Genomic DNA, 14,275 nt, shown 5'->3' with positions numbered 1-14,275 from the left:
CGTAGGTGTGTGACCACGCGCCTCAGGGCGCGATCCGGCCGGCCGCGACGAAGCGCCCGCCCGTCGGGCTGCCACGGGCGGCTGGTCCACGGCTGCCGGGCGAGGGTCAGCCGTCCGCGCCGCTGACCCTCGGCTGTCGGTGATCGGTCACCCGGAGCCCGACACCGCGCACCGCGACGACGGTGACGCCGGTGCCGAGCTCGCCGAGCTTGCGCCGCAACCGCTTCACCAGGGACTGCACGTCCGCCGTGCGCTGGCGTCCCTCGGCCCGCCAGACCGATCGGTGCAGCTCGGCGTAGCTCCAGACCCGGACCGGCTCGGTGATCAGGCAGGCAAGCAGGTCGTGTTCGAGCCGGGTGAGGGGGACCTCGCGGTCCCGGCAGCGGGCGGTGAGCCGGGCCGGGTCGATCCGCAGGGTGTCGTCCGGTGCCGCCTGCGCGGCGGCGGCGGGGGCCCGCGCCGGCACCGCCCCGGGCGGTGGCTGTGGCTGTGGCTGTGAGGTCGCGATCAGCCTGCGCAGCTCGTCAAGGTCGGCCACCAGCAGCAGCGGCGCGATGCCGTCGAGGTGCTCGGCGAGCCGGATCCGTTCGGCCGGTGACGGTGTCACCGCGATCACCAGGGGGAACGGGCTGCCGGTCTCGTCGAACCGGGCGGGCGTCGTGCTGTCGTCGTCCTCGGTCACCGCACCCACCCGGAAACGTTGGGCAGTTTCTGCCCAACTTGGTCATGGCCGTGACAGTAATTGTCAAACCCGCCGCCAGGCGGGCAACTCCTAGCGACAAGTTGCTCACGTGCCGTGCTTGATCGTTCATCTTTTTCGATCATAGTGTCCACACAGGCAGCCGGCGTGACCCGCACGGCGCCTGGAGCCTGGGGGGTTCGTTCATTCCGGTGTGATCCAGACGGGAGATGGGTCTTTGCACCCTTCGCCATGGCTTGATTAACCGCGGGTCGTTTCTGGAGGAGACAGCACCGATGCTGAGACGTCCACACGGGACGCGCCTGTTCAGGCGCTTGGCGAGCGCAGGCGCGGCGATCGCCCTCGCCGCAGCAGGTTTGGCGACAACCGGTTCCGGAGTGCAGGCCGCCCCGGCGGACAAGATCCGACCCGACCTGATGAACCAGCTCCAGGCGAAGAGCGAGAGCGACTTCTGGATCCGCTTCACCGACCGGGCCGACCTGAGCAAGGCCAGCGCGATCAAGGACTGGACCAAGCGGGGCGCGGCGGTCGCCGACGCGCTGCGCAAGACCGCCGTCGACAGCCAGACCAAGGTCCGCTCCGAGCTCGACGGCTCGGGTGCCAAGTACCAGTCCTTCTGGGCGACCAACGCCATCAAGGTCAGCAGCGGCTCGCTGGCCATGGCGCAGAACTTCGCCGCGCACGCCGAGGTCGAGGGCGTCTACGCCTCGACGGCCTACGAGGTGCCCAAGGTCACCAAGGAGGCCGACGCGAAGGCGGCGAACGCCCTCGAGTGGGGCATCGCCAACATCAACGCCGACGACGTCTGGTCCGAGTACGGCGTCACCGGCGCGGGCATCACGGTGGCGAACATCGACACCGGGGTGCAGTTCAACCACCCGGCGTTGGTGGGCGCCTACCGCGGCAACAACGGCGACGGCACCTTCGACCACAACTACAACTGGTTCGACGCCGCCGGCGAATGCGCCACCGCGCCCTGCGACAGCGACGGCCACGGCACGCACACCATGGGCACGATGGCCGGCGCCGCCGGCGCCAACCAGATCGGTGTCGCGCCCGGGGTCAAGTGGATCGCGGCGAACGGCTGCTGCCCGAGCGACGCCGCACTGGTCACCTCCGGCCAGTGGATGCTGGAGCCCACCGACCTTGAGGGCGAGAACCCGGACGCCAGCAAGCGGCCCAACATCATCAACAACTCGTGGGGCACCACGCTGCCCTCCAACGACCCGTTCATGGAGGATGTGACGCTGGCCTGGGCCGCGTCGGGCATCTTCGGGACCTGGTCCAACGGCAACAAGGGCCCGAACTGCCAGACCAGCGGCTCACCGGGCAGCCGGACCAGCAACTACTCGACCGGCGCGTACGACGTCAACAACAACATCGCCAGCTTCTCCTCCCGGGGGTCCGGGCAGGACGGCGGGATCAAGCCCAACATCTCGGCGCCCGGCGTCAACGTCCGCTCCAGCATTCCCGGCAGCGGCTACGCCAGCTACAGCGGCACCTCGATGGCCGCGCCGCACCTCGCGGGCGCGGTCGCGCTGCTGTGGTCGGCGGCGCCCGCGCTGGCCGGTGACGTCACCGCGACGCGCGCCCTGCTGGACAACTCGGCGATCGACAAGGCCGACGCCCAGTGTGGCGGCACCGCGGACGACAACAACGTGTACGGCGAGGGCCGGCTCGACGCGCTCGCGCTGCTCGACGCCGCCCCCATCGGCGAAACCGGCACCCTGGCCGGCAAGGTCACCGACGCGGACACCGGCAACCCGCTGCCGGGCGCCACGGTGGCCCTCACCGGCCCGGCGGCCCGCGAGCTGACCACCGGGACCGACGGCACCTACTCGACCCTGCTCCCGGTCGGCGACTACCAGGCCGCCGTGACCGCCTTCGGCTACGCGAAAAAGACGGTGTCGGCGACGGTCGCCAAGAACGCGACCACGACGATCGACGTCGCCCTGACCGCCGTGCCGAGCGTGACCCTCAGCGGCTCGGTGACCGACGGCTCCGGCCACGGCTGGCCGCTGTACGCCAAGGTGAGCGTCGTGGGCCTGTCGGCGTCCGACTACACCACGCCCGCCAACGGCCGGTACAGCTTCAAGCTCCCCGCCGGCGCGACGTACCAGGTCAAGGTCGAGCCGCAGTACGCGGGCTACCAGACCGTGACCAAGGATGTCGTGGTCGGCTCGGGCAACACCGTCCACAACGTCGCCGTGCCCGTCGACTCCACCGCCTGCGCCACGGCGCCCGGATACAAGTACGGCTCCGACGGCGTGTACGAGACCTTCGACGGCAACCGCGTGCCGACCGACTGGTCGGTGGTGGACAACGCCGGCACCGGTCAGGTGTGGGACTTCACCGACGCCGGCGACCGGGGCAACCTCACCGGCGGCTCCGGCAACTTCGCGATCATCGACAGTGACAACTACGCATCCGGCGGCCGGCAGGACACCTCGCTGGTCAGCCCGGTCGTCGACCTCACCGACGTCGCGACCCCGGTGATCCGGTTCAACCAGGACTACAACTGGCTGAACTCCGACCGCGCGGACGTCGACCTCAGCCTCGACGGCGGTGCGACCTGGGCCAACGTTCTCCGGCAGGCGGCGGACGTCCGCGGCCCCCGGGTGACCCAGGTGCCGATCCCGCAGGCTGCGGGCAAGTCGGAGGTCAAGGTCCGGTTCCACTACTACGAGGCCTCCTACGAGTGGTGGTGGCAGGTCGACAACGTGCTGATCGGTAGCGCGGTCACCTGCAAGCCGACCAACGGCGGCCTGGTGCTCGGGCACGTGCGCGACAAGAACGACAACGGCTACGTCAACGGCGCCACCGTCACCAGCGGTGACAAGCCGACGGAGACGGCCACCACCGTGGCCACCCCCGACGACACCAAGCTGGCGGACGGCTTCTTCTGGCTGTTCTCGTCGCAGACCGGCGAGCACCCGTTCACCGCGAAGGCCGGCAACTACGTCAGCCAGACCCAGCAGGTCGACGTCCAGACCGACTGGGCCACGCCCGTCACCTTCCAGCTCGCTGCCGGCCGGTTGTCGGTGCAGCCGGCGGCGGTCAGCGCCACGGTCCGGATGCCCAGCGGCAAGGCCACCAAGACCGTCACGGTGACCAACACCGGCGGCGCCCCCGTCAACGTCAAGTTCAGCGAGCGGGACGAAGGGTTCGAGCTGCTGCGGGCCGACGGGTCCCGGCTGACCAAGCAGCAGATCCTGGGCTCCACCGGCGCGCCTCCGCAGCGGCTCACCGCCGCCACGTCGTTCGCCGCGCGGGCGTCGGACAAGGCGAGCACGGCCACCTCCGCCCCGGTCGGCCCGCAGGCCGAGCCCTGGACGGACATCGCCGACCACCCGACGAACGTGATGGACAACCGGGTGGTCAACCTGGACGGCAAGGTGTACTCGATCGCCGGCGGTAACGGCTCGGCGTCGAGCGCGAAGAACTACGTCTACGACCCGATCGCGCAGAGCTGGAAGCCGATCGCCGACCTCCCCGGCGCGCGTAACGCCGTGACGGCGGGCGTCGTGGACGGGAAGATCCTCGTGACCGGCGGTTGGGGGGCCTCCGGCCCCGACGCCGCGACCTGGTCGTACGACCCGGCGGCCAACACCTGGACCAAGAAGGCGAACAACCCCGCGCCGCGCTCCGCCGCCGGCCAGGCGGTCGCCGACGGCAAGCTGTACGCCATCGGCGGGTGCACCACGGCGAGCTGCACGCCGATGTCGAACGACGTCGTCCGGTACGACCCGGGCGCCGACAGCTGGGAGGCGCTGCCCGACTACCCGAAGGCGGTGGCCTTCCTGTCCTGTGGCGCGATCGGCGGCATCGTCTACTGCGCCGGTGGCAACGACGGAACGGCGGCGCAGAAGGCCGGCTACGCCTTCGACCCGGGCACCAACGCCTGGACCGCGATCGCCGACGCGCCGGTCGACAACTGGGCCAGCTCGTTCGCCGTCGCCAACGGCAAGCTCCTGGTCGTCGGCGGTTCGCAGGGCGGTGCCATCACCAACGCCGGCTTCGCCTACGACCCGACCGCCAACTCGTGGTCGAACCTGCCCAACGCCAACACCGCCCGGTACCGCGGCGGCGCGGCGTGCGGCTTCTACAAGGTCGGTGGCTCGTCCGGTGGCTTCACCGCCACGGCGGACAGCGAGGCGCTCCCCGGTTTCGAGGAGTGTGCCGAGGCTTCCGCGGACGTCAGCTGGCTGACGATCGACAAGACGGCGGCCACCCTGGCGCCGGGCGAGAAGGTCACGATCACCGTCGGGATCGCGGCCACCGTGGACCAGCCGGGCACCTACTCGGCGTCGATCCTGATCAAGGAGGACACCCCGTACACGGTGCAGCCGGTGTCGGTGAAGATGACCGCACAGCAGCCGACCACCTGGGGCAAGCTGATGGGTACGGTCACCGGGACGAGCTGCCAGGGTGCCAGCGCGCCGATCGCCGGCGCGTTGGTCCAGGTCGACTCGTGGGCGACGTCGTTGACCTTCACCACCGACGCCGAGGGCCGGTACGCCTACTGGCTGGACAAGCGGAACAACCCGCTGACCATGATCGTCGCCAAGGACAACTGGAAGCCGCAGACCCGGCAGACGAAGATCACTACCGCCACGCCCACCGTGGAGAACTTCGCCCTGTCCCCGGTCCGCTGCTGACAACTGACCGCTGACGAACAGATCCGGCCCGCCTGGTCACCCGACCGGGCGGGCCGGACCCGTCCCGGGGATGGTGAAACGGCCTCGGGGTCAGGACACCGCGAGACGGAAGCCGACCCCACGCACCGTGTGGATCGTCGCCGAAGTGCCCAGGCGGACCAGCTTCCGCCGTACCCTGCGCACCACCGAGTGCAGGTCGGAGCCCCGGCCCAGGTGCTCGGTGCCCCAGACCTCACGGTGCAGCCGCTGGTAGCTCCAGATGTGTCCGGGCGTGCCGACCAGGCAGCGCAGAAGGTCGTGCTCCAGCGGGGTCAGGTCGATTTCGCGGCCCCGCCAGCACAGCACCCGGCGGTCCGAGTCGACGCTCAGCTCCGGCGTCGGCGTACCACCGACGGTCACCGGCTCGGCCGGCCCGGCGGGTTCGTTCCGCTCGGCCTGTTCGGCCTGTTCGGCGGGTTCGGCCTGTTCGGTCGGTGCGGACGCCATCGGCTCCACGGCGTCGGGCCGGCGGGCCACCCCGAGGAACCGTCGCGCCTGGTCGACGCTCGACACGATCAGGAACGCCTCGCTGCCGCCGAACAGTTGCGCGAGTTGCCGGCGATGCGCCGGTGAGGAGGCGATGCCGATGACCAGGGACGCGATCCCGCTCATCCTTCGCCCTTCCCCGTTCACCGCTCACGCGATGGTGTCTTCCTGACGCCGCTCGATCGCCTGGTGGTGGCGGTGTGGTGGAAACGGGGGCAAAGCCGGTCGACGCACCGACAATCCGCAGTGGACCGGTGACACCGTGGTCGCTTCCCGAGCATCGGTATAGTAATGCACGTCTATGCAGTCGGCAATGCCGCGCCGGTTGCCCCGACATGCGCCGGCGGGCGCGGAGCGACGGCATCGATAGCGACGGCATCGATGCGGATGGCTGACCTGTCGGCGCTTGCCCTGTGCGAGCCTTCCGCTGGGCTGCGGCAATCGCTTCCGTCGGCCACGGCCGGGGTGCTGCCACCGTAATGGCAATCAGCCGTATAGACGTGGGCCCCGGGCGCTGCAGATACTTGCCTGGTAGTGATCAGGCTACACCCGGTGACGCGGAAGGTCGTGGCCGCCAGGGTGAGCACCATGACGGAGCGGATGCCGGCATCCGCTTGCAGGAAGGGACAGCCGTGGACTACGCGGACATCGTGCACCTGGTGAACACCGACCCGGTGGCACAGACCCTGTTGGAGTCGCCGGTCGCGATGCGGCTCGGGTACGTGGGACTGGACGGCCACCCGCGCACGGTGCCGGTCGCCTACCTGTGGAACGGCAAGGCGTTCGTCTTCGCCAGCCCGACGACCGCGTACAAGGTCAAGGCGATCGCGGCGCACCCGCAGGTGTCCTTCAGCGTCGACACGTACTCGGCCGAGGTGCGGAGGAAGGTGGCGGCGAAGCTCGGGGCGGATCCGGTCGCCGACTACACGCCCGTTGTCATGCTGGTGCGCGGCACGGCGTCGATCGAGCTTCGGCCGGGGGTCCCGGACGAGCACGTCGAGGCGTCCTGGCGGATGTTCGCGGACAAGAGCCTGGCGCCGGGGTGGGAAAGCCAGAAGCGCGCGCACACGACGGACATGGTGGTGGTCACGATCGTCCCGACCCACATCACGTTGTGCGACTTCGTGACGCGCTTCCCGCCGCCGGTCGAGATCAACGCCCCCGCCCACAACCCCGCCCACGGAGGGGGCGACAGCTCGACGCTTCCCGTCGGCTGACCAGGTGCTGAGCGCCCGGTTCAGGAACCCGGCGTCCTCGCGGCCGGCGGGGGGCACATGACGGTGGTGCGGGTCATGGCGCTCACCACCCTGCCGGTGTGCTGATCGAGGACGCGGGGAACCGTAGCAGGCGCAGCGGGGTGCTGGCCGAGACGATCCCGGCAGAGGGGGCGGCAGCCGGAGCTAGACTGCCGGTGCACGGCAACGAAGCGCCGGGCGTCCGGGCGGTCTCGCCCACCGGGCTGACCGTGGTCGTCCGGAACCGCAGGCGGCGCTGCCGCCGGGACCGCGGCGCGCCGGTGACGGTCCCGCGTGAAGGCGAGGCGGAATGGCGGACGGTACTCGGCGTCCCGAGGCTGCCGGCCTGCCCGAGGACCGTTGGCTGGCCGAGGTGGCGGCGGGCGCGAGCCGCGATGCCGGCGGGGTGGACGTGCAACTGCTGGGGGAGTATCTGCCGATGCTGGCCGGCGCGGCGGTGCACGGACGCCGGCCGCGGCGCGAGGAACTGGACGTGGTGGAGGCGCTCGGCAGGCGGGCCGCGGAACAGGGCATATCGGCGGGGCGGGTGGTGCAGCTGTACCTGTCGGCGGCCCGCCGGCTGTGGCACGACCTGCCGGCCGTGGCGCGCTCGCGTGACTGCGAGGCGGTGCGGGTCGCGGCGACCGCGGTGCTGCAGGTGGTCGACGACGCGGTGGCGACCCTGGCCGAGGGCTACGCGGTGGCGCGGCGCGACCTGGTGCGCCGCGAGGAGGCGCTGCGGCGCGAACTGGTCGACGACCTGCTGCGCGGCGATTCCGACCTGGGCGCGCTGGTCGAACGGGCCGAGCCGTTCGGTCTGGACCTGGCGCGGGCGCACCGGGTGGCGCTGGCCGCGCCGAGCCGCCGGCTGCCTGACGCCGACGCGGCGATCAGCGCGTTGGAGGCGGTGATCTTCGATCGGCTGGGCGACCGCGACGTGCTCGTGGCCACCAAGGAGGGCCTGCTGGTCGTCATCGCGCCGGCCGACGCGACCACCGCGCAACGGGTGGCGCCGTCTCCCGAGCCGAGCGGCGAGTTGGGGCGGCTGATGCACCGGGAACTCACCCGGCTGCCGCGCGGGGACGCGTGGCGGATCGCGGTGGGCCGGGCCCATCCCGGGCTGTACGGCATCGCCCGCTCGTACGAGGAGGCACGTGAGGCGTTGTCGATGGCGGGACGGTTGCAGGTGACCGCCCCGGTGGTCGACGCCCATGACCTGCTGGTGTACCGGGTGCTGCTGCGCGATCAGCCGGCGATCGTCGACCTGGTGCAGGCCGTGCTCGGTCCGCTGGTGAATGCCCGGGGCGGCGCCCAGCCGCTGCTGGACACCCTGCGGGAGTACTTCGACACCGGGGCGGTGGCCACCGAGTCGGCCAAGCGCCTGCACGTGTCGGTACGCACCGTCACCTACCGGCTCGATCGCGTCCGGCGGCTGACCGGCTACCACCCCGCCGACCCGGCCCACCGGTTCACCCTGCAGGCGGCCGTGCTCGGCGCGAAGGCCCTCAACTGGCCGGCGCAACCCCTGCCGAACTCCGGCTGACCGTCACCGACCCGCCGCTGGCGCCGCACCGGGATCCCGGCCCGGCGTTCGGGTCGCCTGACGGGTCGTGGCGGACACGGGGCGGCTCTGGGCAGCGCAAACGGCGAGCGGGTACGGCCCGAGGGGTGGGCTATAGTCGCCGCATGCACGCCGGGCACGCCTACCTCGGCGTCGACGAGCGTAGACCGCTGTCGACGCTGTTCGTGCTGGCCGTGCTCGTGGTCGTCCTCTACGCGGCACGGGCGGTGGGCCTGTGCATCGTCTTTCGACTGGGTCGCCGTGCCGTGCCGGGCTGTGTGCCGGCCTGGTCCGCCGACCGCGCACCGCCGCAGCTCGCCGCCGCCTGACACCTGCTCGCCGCGCACCGACCGCGACCGGACCCGTCGTCGTCCGGGCCTTCGGCGTCGACGGCCCGCGTCGACACCTGCCCGTGCGCCGCTGCCAGGTGTTCGCGTCCTGCCGGCCCCACGCCTCACCCGTCACACCTTCTGCGGAGCTGCCCCATGGAAGTCGAACGCACCCCACTGCCCGGTATCGGCCTACGCCACTGTTTCACCACGGAGCACGGGCGCCGGGTCGGTGTCGTCACCCACCACGCAGGCGGCCGTCGCGACCTGGTGCACGACGACGGCAGGGACCCGGACAGCGCCTGCAGCCTGACCCTGACCCGCGCCGAGGCGATAGCGCTCGCCGGGTTGCTCGGCATCCTGGACATCGTCGATGTGGCCGCCGGCCCGGACCGCAGGGGCGCCGACCGCGAACCGTCGACCGGACCCGGATCGTGACCGCCGCCCCGCGTGCTCCCCGCCGGCCGCGAGAGGAGAACGGGACACGGAGCCGTCCGGTCAGCCGACAGGGCGAGCTCGACGTGCTGCGGATGGTGCTGGAGGAGCAGTACGCGCGCCACCACACGCAACTCGCCCTGCTCGCCCGGCCCGACCACCCGGCCGCCGGCACGGACACTGCCGCGGCGGTCACGGCCGCGTCGCGTCGCGCGCTCGACGACCTCGCCTGCGCCCTGCGCCACCTGGACCAGGGCCGGTACGGCACCTGCCGACGATGCCGGACCGACATCCCCATCGAGTACCTTGCCCACCGGCCCGGCGCGAGGTTCTGCCCGCGCTGCGACGCTGCGTCCACCCCCGCCGTTGAGTCGGGCGGCGGGGCCCGGCGCCGCGAGCCCAGATTGCCGGGCGTCGGCAAGACGGCAGGCCCAGCTTGACCGGCGGCGGCCCTGGCCGGGCGGGTGGCGCGCGGACATGGTTGGCCCATCTGCGGCGCGGGCGGGTGCCCGCCCCTGGGAAGGAGCAGGCAATGTCACCGGAACCCGAGCAGCAGCACGCGCCGGCGTTCGTGGCCGACGCACCGCGTGACGTCGCGGTCGTCGGGGCCGGGATGGTCGGTTTGTCCACCGCCTGGTTCCTGCAGGAGGCGGGTGTGCGCGTCACGGTGTACGAGCGGGACCACGTGGGTGCCGGGGCCTCCTGGGGCAATGCCGGGTGGTTGACGCCGGGGCTGACCGCGCCGCTGCCGGAGCCCGCGGTGCTGCGGTACGGGCTGCGGGCGGTGCTCAGTCCCCGGTCGCCGGTGTACCTGCCGCTGCGTGCCGACCGTGGCCTGTTGCGGTTCCTCACCTCGTTCGTGGCGCACAGCACGGCGCGGCGGTGGCGGCGGGGGATGGCCGCCTACGTGCCGCTGAACGAGCGGGCGCTGGAGGCGTTCGACGTGTTGGCCGCGGGCGGGGTGGCCGCGCAGACGTACCGGGCGAGCAGCTTTCTGGCCTGCTTCGCCGGGAAACGCGACGCGCGAGGCCTGCTGGCCGAGCTGGAACAGATCCGCGACGCCGGCCAGGAGGTCAGCTTCCACCCGGTCACCGACTGGCGGGCCCGCGCCCTGGAGCCGACGCTGACCGACCGGGTGGGTGTCGCGATCCAGATCTACGGTCAGCGCTACCTGGATCCGCCCGAGTTCGTGCGCTCTCTCGCCGAGTCGGTGCGGGAACGCGGCGGTGAGATCGTCGAGGGCGTCGAGGTGGCCGACCTGCGGCCCCGGTCCGGTGGCGTCTCGGTGCTCTCCGGCGCCGGCGAGAGACAGCACGACGCCGTGGTCGTCGCCACCGGCGCGCTGCTCGGGGGGTTGGCCACCCGCTTCGGCGTGCGGCAGCCGGTGCAGGCGGGCCGCGGCTACAGCTTCAGCGTGCCCGTCCGGCAGATGCCGCGCGGCCCGCTCTACTTCCCGAAGCAGCGGGTGGCGTGCACGCCGCTGGGCGATCGGCTGCGGGTGGCCGGGATGATGGAGTTCCGTCGTCCCGGGGACCCCCTCGACCCGCGGCGGATCACCGCCATCGTCGATGCCGTCCGCCCGTTCCTGACCGGCGTGGACCTCGACGACCGGCGCGACGAGTGGGTCGGCTCTCGGCCCTGCACCCCCGACGGGCTGCCGCTGGCCGGGGTCACCGCCTCCCCCCGGGTGTTCGTCGCCGGTGGCCACGGCATGTGGGGCATCGCGCTCGGCCCGATCACCGGACAGCTGATGGCCCAGACCGTGCTCAAGGGGGAGGTGCCGCCGGAGCTGGCGCCGTTCGACCCGCTGCGCTGAGCACGCCACCCACGAGGCGGGCCGCCCGCGCTCACCCGGGCCACCTACCCCGGGTACGGGCGTGCGTGGTGCTCTCCGGCAGCTCCGCCGCCCCGGGTCGACGGTCACCCGGTCGGGAGCAGCGCCGCACGACCCCGCACAGACCAGGCGTCGGCGAGCTCCACCACCAGGGTGTCCAGCAGGTGGGGCACGTCCGTCGCGGCGCGGGCGTGCACCCCCTCGACCACGATCAGCACCGACCGGCTGGTGGCCCGGATCGCCGACCAGCCGCTCTGCCGGCTCGTCCAGCGCCGGGAGTGCGCCCGTCCCGCCCCGTCCGCGAAGATCACCTCTCCGGGCTCGGGGCACTCGGGGTCGCCGGCGAGGGTCAGGTACTCCTCGTCGCCCCGGGCGGGCCGTACCTCGAGGTCGCCGTCGATCCGCTCGACGTCCAGAACCGCGATCGGGATGGCGTACGCCAGTGAGACCGCGTTGCACAGGTCGACCAGCGGGTGCAGTCGGGGCAGGACGCCGTCGCGGCGGAACCGGCGCAGCAGCGACTCCGCAGCGCACCGGTAGCGGGTCGGCGGCAGCCCCATCCGGGCGAAGACCCGCCGCCACGCCTGGATCTCGGGAAAGCTGGCCTCGGTGCCGCACGACAACCGCACCCGGGCCGTCGCCAGGTGCCGGGCCACCGCCGTGGTCACGTCGGCGTCCGCGTCGACCCCGTCGACCGTGATCGTCCCGGCCACCAGCTCCGGGTACGCCGACCGGATCTGCGGCGCGTGCTCGAAACGCATGACACTCCTTGACGGATCAGCGGGTGAGCGCCAGCGCGGCACCCATGGCGAGGAACGAGCCGGCGAATCCGCGCCGCAGCCAGGTGCTCACCCAGGGCCGGCCGAGCACCTGGTCGCGCACCGTGCCGGCGAGGACGCCGTAACCGGCGTACACGACGAGGGTGAGCGCCATGAGCACCGATCCGAGGCCGAGCATCCGGACGAGCCGGTGCGGGTCGTCGGCACCGACGAACTGGGGCAGGAACGCGACGAGGAAGATCGTCAGCTTCGGGTTGAGCAGGTTCGTCAGCACCGCGCCGGTGACCACCTGCCGGGCCGACGGCGCGGGTCGCGTCGCGTCCGGGTCCGACGCGCCGCGGTCCCGCAGCGTCGTCCATCCGAGCCAGACCAGGTACGCCGCGCCCGCGTACCGCAGGGCCTGGAAGGCCGGCGCGGCGGTGTGCAGGAGCGCGGCCACGGCGACCAGCGCGACGGCCAGGTGCGGTACGACGCCGAGGGTGCAGCCGGCCGCGGCGAGCAGCCCGGCGCGGCGTCCCCAGCCCATCCCGGTGGCCACGGTGTACAACACCCCGGCGCCCGGGGTGACCACCACGACGAGGGCGGCGATCAGGAAAGCGATGGTCACGACAGTCCTTCCGGTGAGATGGCCGCGGCCCTGGTCCGGGCCGCCGGCTGTCGTCACCACCACTCTGCTGGCATGATGGCCCGATGGACAGGGCCAAAGAATCTTCGGCGCAGAGGTCCATAACTGCCGGGTCGGACTTCCTGCACCTCGACATCGCCGACGCCCCACCCGGCGGCCGGGCCGACTGGCTCTCGGCCCAGCTCCGGCAGGCCATCGCCGACGGGCGGCTCCCCGTCGGCGGGCGGCTGCCGGCGACCCGCGTGCTCGCCGCCGACCTCGGGGTCTCCCGGGGCGTGGTGACCGAGGCGTACCAGCGGCTGGTCGAGGACGGCCAGGTCGCCGGGCGCGGCCGGGCCGGCACGGTGGTCGTCGCCGCGCCGGCCGGCCCGCCGCCGCCGCGCCGCGCCCCGACCGCCGCGACCGCGCCGGCCGCGCTGTTCCCGCAGGCCCCGGGCAGCGACGTCTTCGACGCGGTACGCGCCGTGCCCGCCCGGATCGACCTGACGCCCGGCCTGCCCGACCTGGCGGCCTTTCCCCGCGCGGACTGGCTGCGCGCCGAGCGGGCCGTACTGGGCCGCCTCGCCCCGGCCGACTTCGGCTACGGGGACCCGTGCGGCGCGCCCGCGCTGCGCCACGCGGTCGCCGGCTGGTTGGCCCGCAGCCGGGGCATCGCCGTCGACCCCATGGAGGTGATTGTCGTCGCCGGGGTGTCCCAGGCGCTCGGCCTGCTCGCCCAGGCGCTGCGCGCCGACGGGATCACCCGGATCGGGGTGGAGGACCCGGGCTCCCTCGGCGTCCGCCAGCACCTGAACAACTGGGGCGTCGACACCCCGCCGGTGCCGGTCGACGGGGCCGGCGTGCGCGTCGACGCCCTCGCCGCCGCCGGCCTGCCGGCCGTGCTGCTCACCCCCGCCCACCAGTTCCCGACCGGGGTGGTGCTCGACGGCGAGCGCCGCCGCAGGCTTGTCGCCTGGGCCCGCGACGGCGGCCTGGTCATCGAGGACGACTACGACGCCGAGCACCGCTACGACCGGCCCCCGGTGCCCGCGCTGCGGGGGATGCTGCCCGACCGGATCTGCTACGCCGGCAGCGTGTCGAAGCTGCTCGCCCCCGCCCTGCGGGTCGGCTGGCTGCTGGTGCCCCGGCGGTACCGTGCCGCCGTGGTGGCCGCCAAGCGCAACGCCGACCTCGGCAACGCGGTGCTCCCGCAACTCGTGCTCGCCGAGCTGATGACCTCCGGGGCACTGGAGCGGCAGCTTCGGCTGCTGCGCCGTCGCCACGTCCGCCGCCGGGACGCGATGATCGCCGCGCTGGCCAGGCACCTGCCCCGGGCCACGGTGCACGGGGCCGCCGCCGGGCTGCACCTGATGGTCACCCTCGACGCCGACGTGGCCGACACCGAGTTGGCGGCGGCGACCCTGGCGCGCGGGGTGAAGACGCAGCCGCTGTCCTGGCACTGCCAGCGCCCGTACCGCCCGGGCCTGGTCCTCGGGTACGCGGCGAACCCGGCCTCGGACATCGAGCAGGGGATCACCACCGTCGCTGACGCCCTGTCCGGGCTCTGCCGGACGCGCGGGTCCTGACCGGGCTGCGCGTCCGGCGGCCGATCCGG

Annotated in this window: 12 protein-coding genes; 8 read left to right on the top strand and 4 right to left on the bottom strand. The window is 72.9% G+C overall.

Going from position 1 to position 14,275, the window contains the following annotated elements; all coding sequences use genetic code 11:
- Positions 1 to 106: 106 nt before the first annotated feature.
- Positions 107 to 682, bottom strand: coding sequence for a winged helix-turn-helix domain-containing protein (locus ACH4T9_RS17310; RefSeq protein WP_396672441.1), 576 nt, complete (start codon positions 680 to 682; stop codon positions 107 to 109).
- Between the two features lie 395 nt (positions 683 to 1,077).
- Between ACH4T9_RS17310 and ACH4T9_RS17305 the strand changes: the two genes are divergently transcribed.
- Complete coding sequence (locus ACH4T9_RS17305) at positions 1,078 to 5,358, top strand: S8 family serine peptidase (protein WP_396672442.1); 4,281 nt, start codon at positions 1,078 to 1,080, stop codon at positions 5,356 to 5,358.
- A gap of 90 nt (positions 5,359 to 5,448) precedes the next feature.
- Here ACH4T9_RS17305 and ACH4T9_RS17300 read toward each other — a convergent pair whose 3' ends face one another.
- Complete coding sequence (locus tag ACH4T9_RS17300) at positions 5,449 to 6,009, bottom strand: winged helix-turn-helix domain-containing protein (protein ID WP_396672443.1); 561 nt, start codon at positions 6,007 to 6,009, stop codon at positions 5,449 to 5,451.
- A gap of 506 nt (positions 6,010 to 6,515) precedes the next feature.
- Between ACH4T9_RS17300 and ACH4T9_RS17295 the strand changes: the two genes are divergently transcribed.
- From ACH4T9_RS17295 to ACH4T9_RS17270, 6 genes are all read left to right on the top strand, one after another.
- Positions 6,516 to 7,100: a pyridoxamine 5'-phosphate oxidase family protein gene (locus tag ACH4T9_RS17295; protein ID WP_396672444.1), complete on the top strand. Its 585-nt coding sequence runs from the start codon at positions 6,516 to 6,518 to the stop codon at positions 7,098 to 7,100.
- A 328-nt stretch (positions 7,101 to 7,428) separates the two neighbouring features.
- Positions 7,429 to 8,661 carry a PucR family transcriptional regulator gene (locus ACH4T9_RS17290; protein WP_396672445.1) on the top strand — a complete coding sequence of 411 codons (1,233 nt, stop codon included), beginning with the start codon at positions 7,429 to 7,431 and terminating at the stop codon, positions 8,659 to 8,661.
- 143 nt (positions 8,662 to 8,804) lie between these two features.
- Positions 8,805 to 9,008 carry a hypothetical protein gene (locus ACH4T9_RS17285; protein WP_396672446.1) on the top strand — a complete coding sequence of 68 codons (204 nt, stop codon included), beginning with the start codon at positions 8,805 to 8,807 and terminating at the stop codon, positions 9,006 to 9,008.
- A 156-nt stretch (positions 9,009 to 9,164) separates the two neighbouring features.
- Positions 9,165 to 9,446 carry a potassium transporter TrkA gene (locus ACH4T9_RS17280; RefSeq protein ID WP_396672447.1) on the top strand — a complete coding sequence of 94 codons (282 nt, stop codon included), beginning with the start codon at positions 9,165 to 9,167 and terminating at the stop codon, positions 9,444 to 9,446.
- Positions 9,447 to 9,529: 83 nt separating this feature from the next.
- Complete coding sequence (locus ACH4T9_RS17275; protein ID WP_396672448.1) at positions 9,530 to 9,883, top strand: TraR/DksA family transcriptional regulator; 354 nt, start codon at positions 9,530 to 9,532, stop codon at positions 9,881 to 9,883.
- 92 nt (positions 9,884 to 9,975) lie between these two features.
- Complete coding sequence (locus ACH4T9_RS17270; protein ID WP_396672449.1) at positions 9,976 to 11,259, top strand: NAD(P)/FAD-dependent oxidoreductase; 1,284 nt, start codon at positions 9,976 to 9,978, stop codon at positions 11,257 to 11,259.
- 104 nt (positions 11,260 to 11,363) lie between these two features.
- Here ACH4T9_RS17270 and ACH4T9_RS17265 read toward each other — a convergent pair whose 3' ends face one another.
- Both ACH4T9_RS17265 and ACH4T9_RS17260 read right to left on the bottom strand, forming a co-directional pair.
- Positions 11,364 to 12,038, bottom strand: coding sequence for a B3/4 domain-containing protein (locus ACH4T9_RS17265; protein WP_396672450.1), 675 nt, complete (start codon positions 12,036 to 12,038; stop codon positions 11,364 to 11,366).
- Positions 12,039 to 12,054: 16 nt separating this feature from the next.
- Positions 12,055 to 12,663, bottom strand: a complete 609-nt coding sequence (locus ACH4T9_RS17260) for a LysE family translocator (protein ID WP_396672451.1) — start codon at positions 12,661 to 12,663, stop codon at positions 12,055 to 12,057.
- 83 nt (positions 12,664 to 12,746) lie between these two features.
- Between ACH4T9_RS17260 and ACH4T9_RS17255 the strand changes: the two genes are divergently transcribed.
- Complete coding sequence (locus tag ACH4T9_RS17255) at positions 12,747 to 14,246, top strand: PLP-dependent aminotransferase family protein (RefSeq protein WP_396672452.1); 1,500 nt, start codon at positions 12,747 to 12,749, stop codon at positions 14,244 to 14,246.
- Positions 14,247 to 14,275: the final 29 nt, after the last annotated feature.

This window comes from Micromonospora sp. NPDC020750, assembly GCF_044334565.1.
Taxonomy (GTDB): Bacteria; Actinomycetota; Actinomycetes; order Mycobacteriales; family Micromonosporaceae; genus Micromonospora.
The sequence above is the reverse complement of the archived record's forward strand: the minus strand, read 5'-3'. Positions and strand labels throughout refer to the sequence as shown.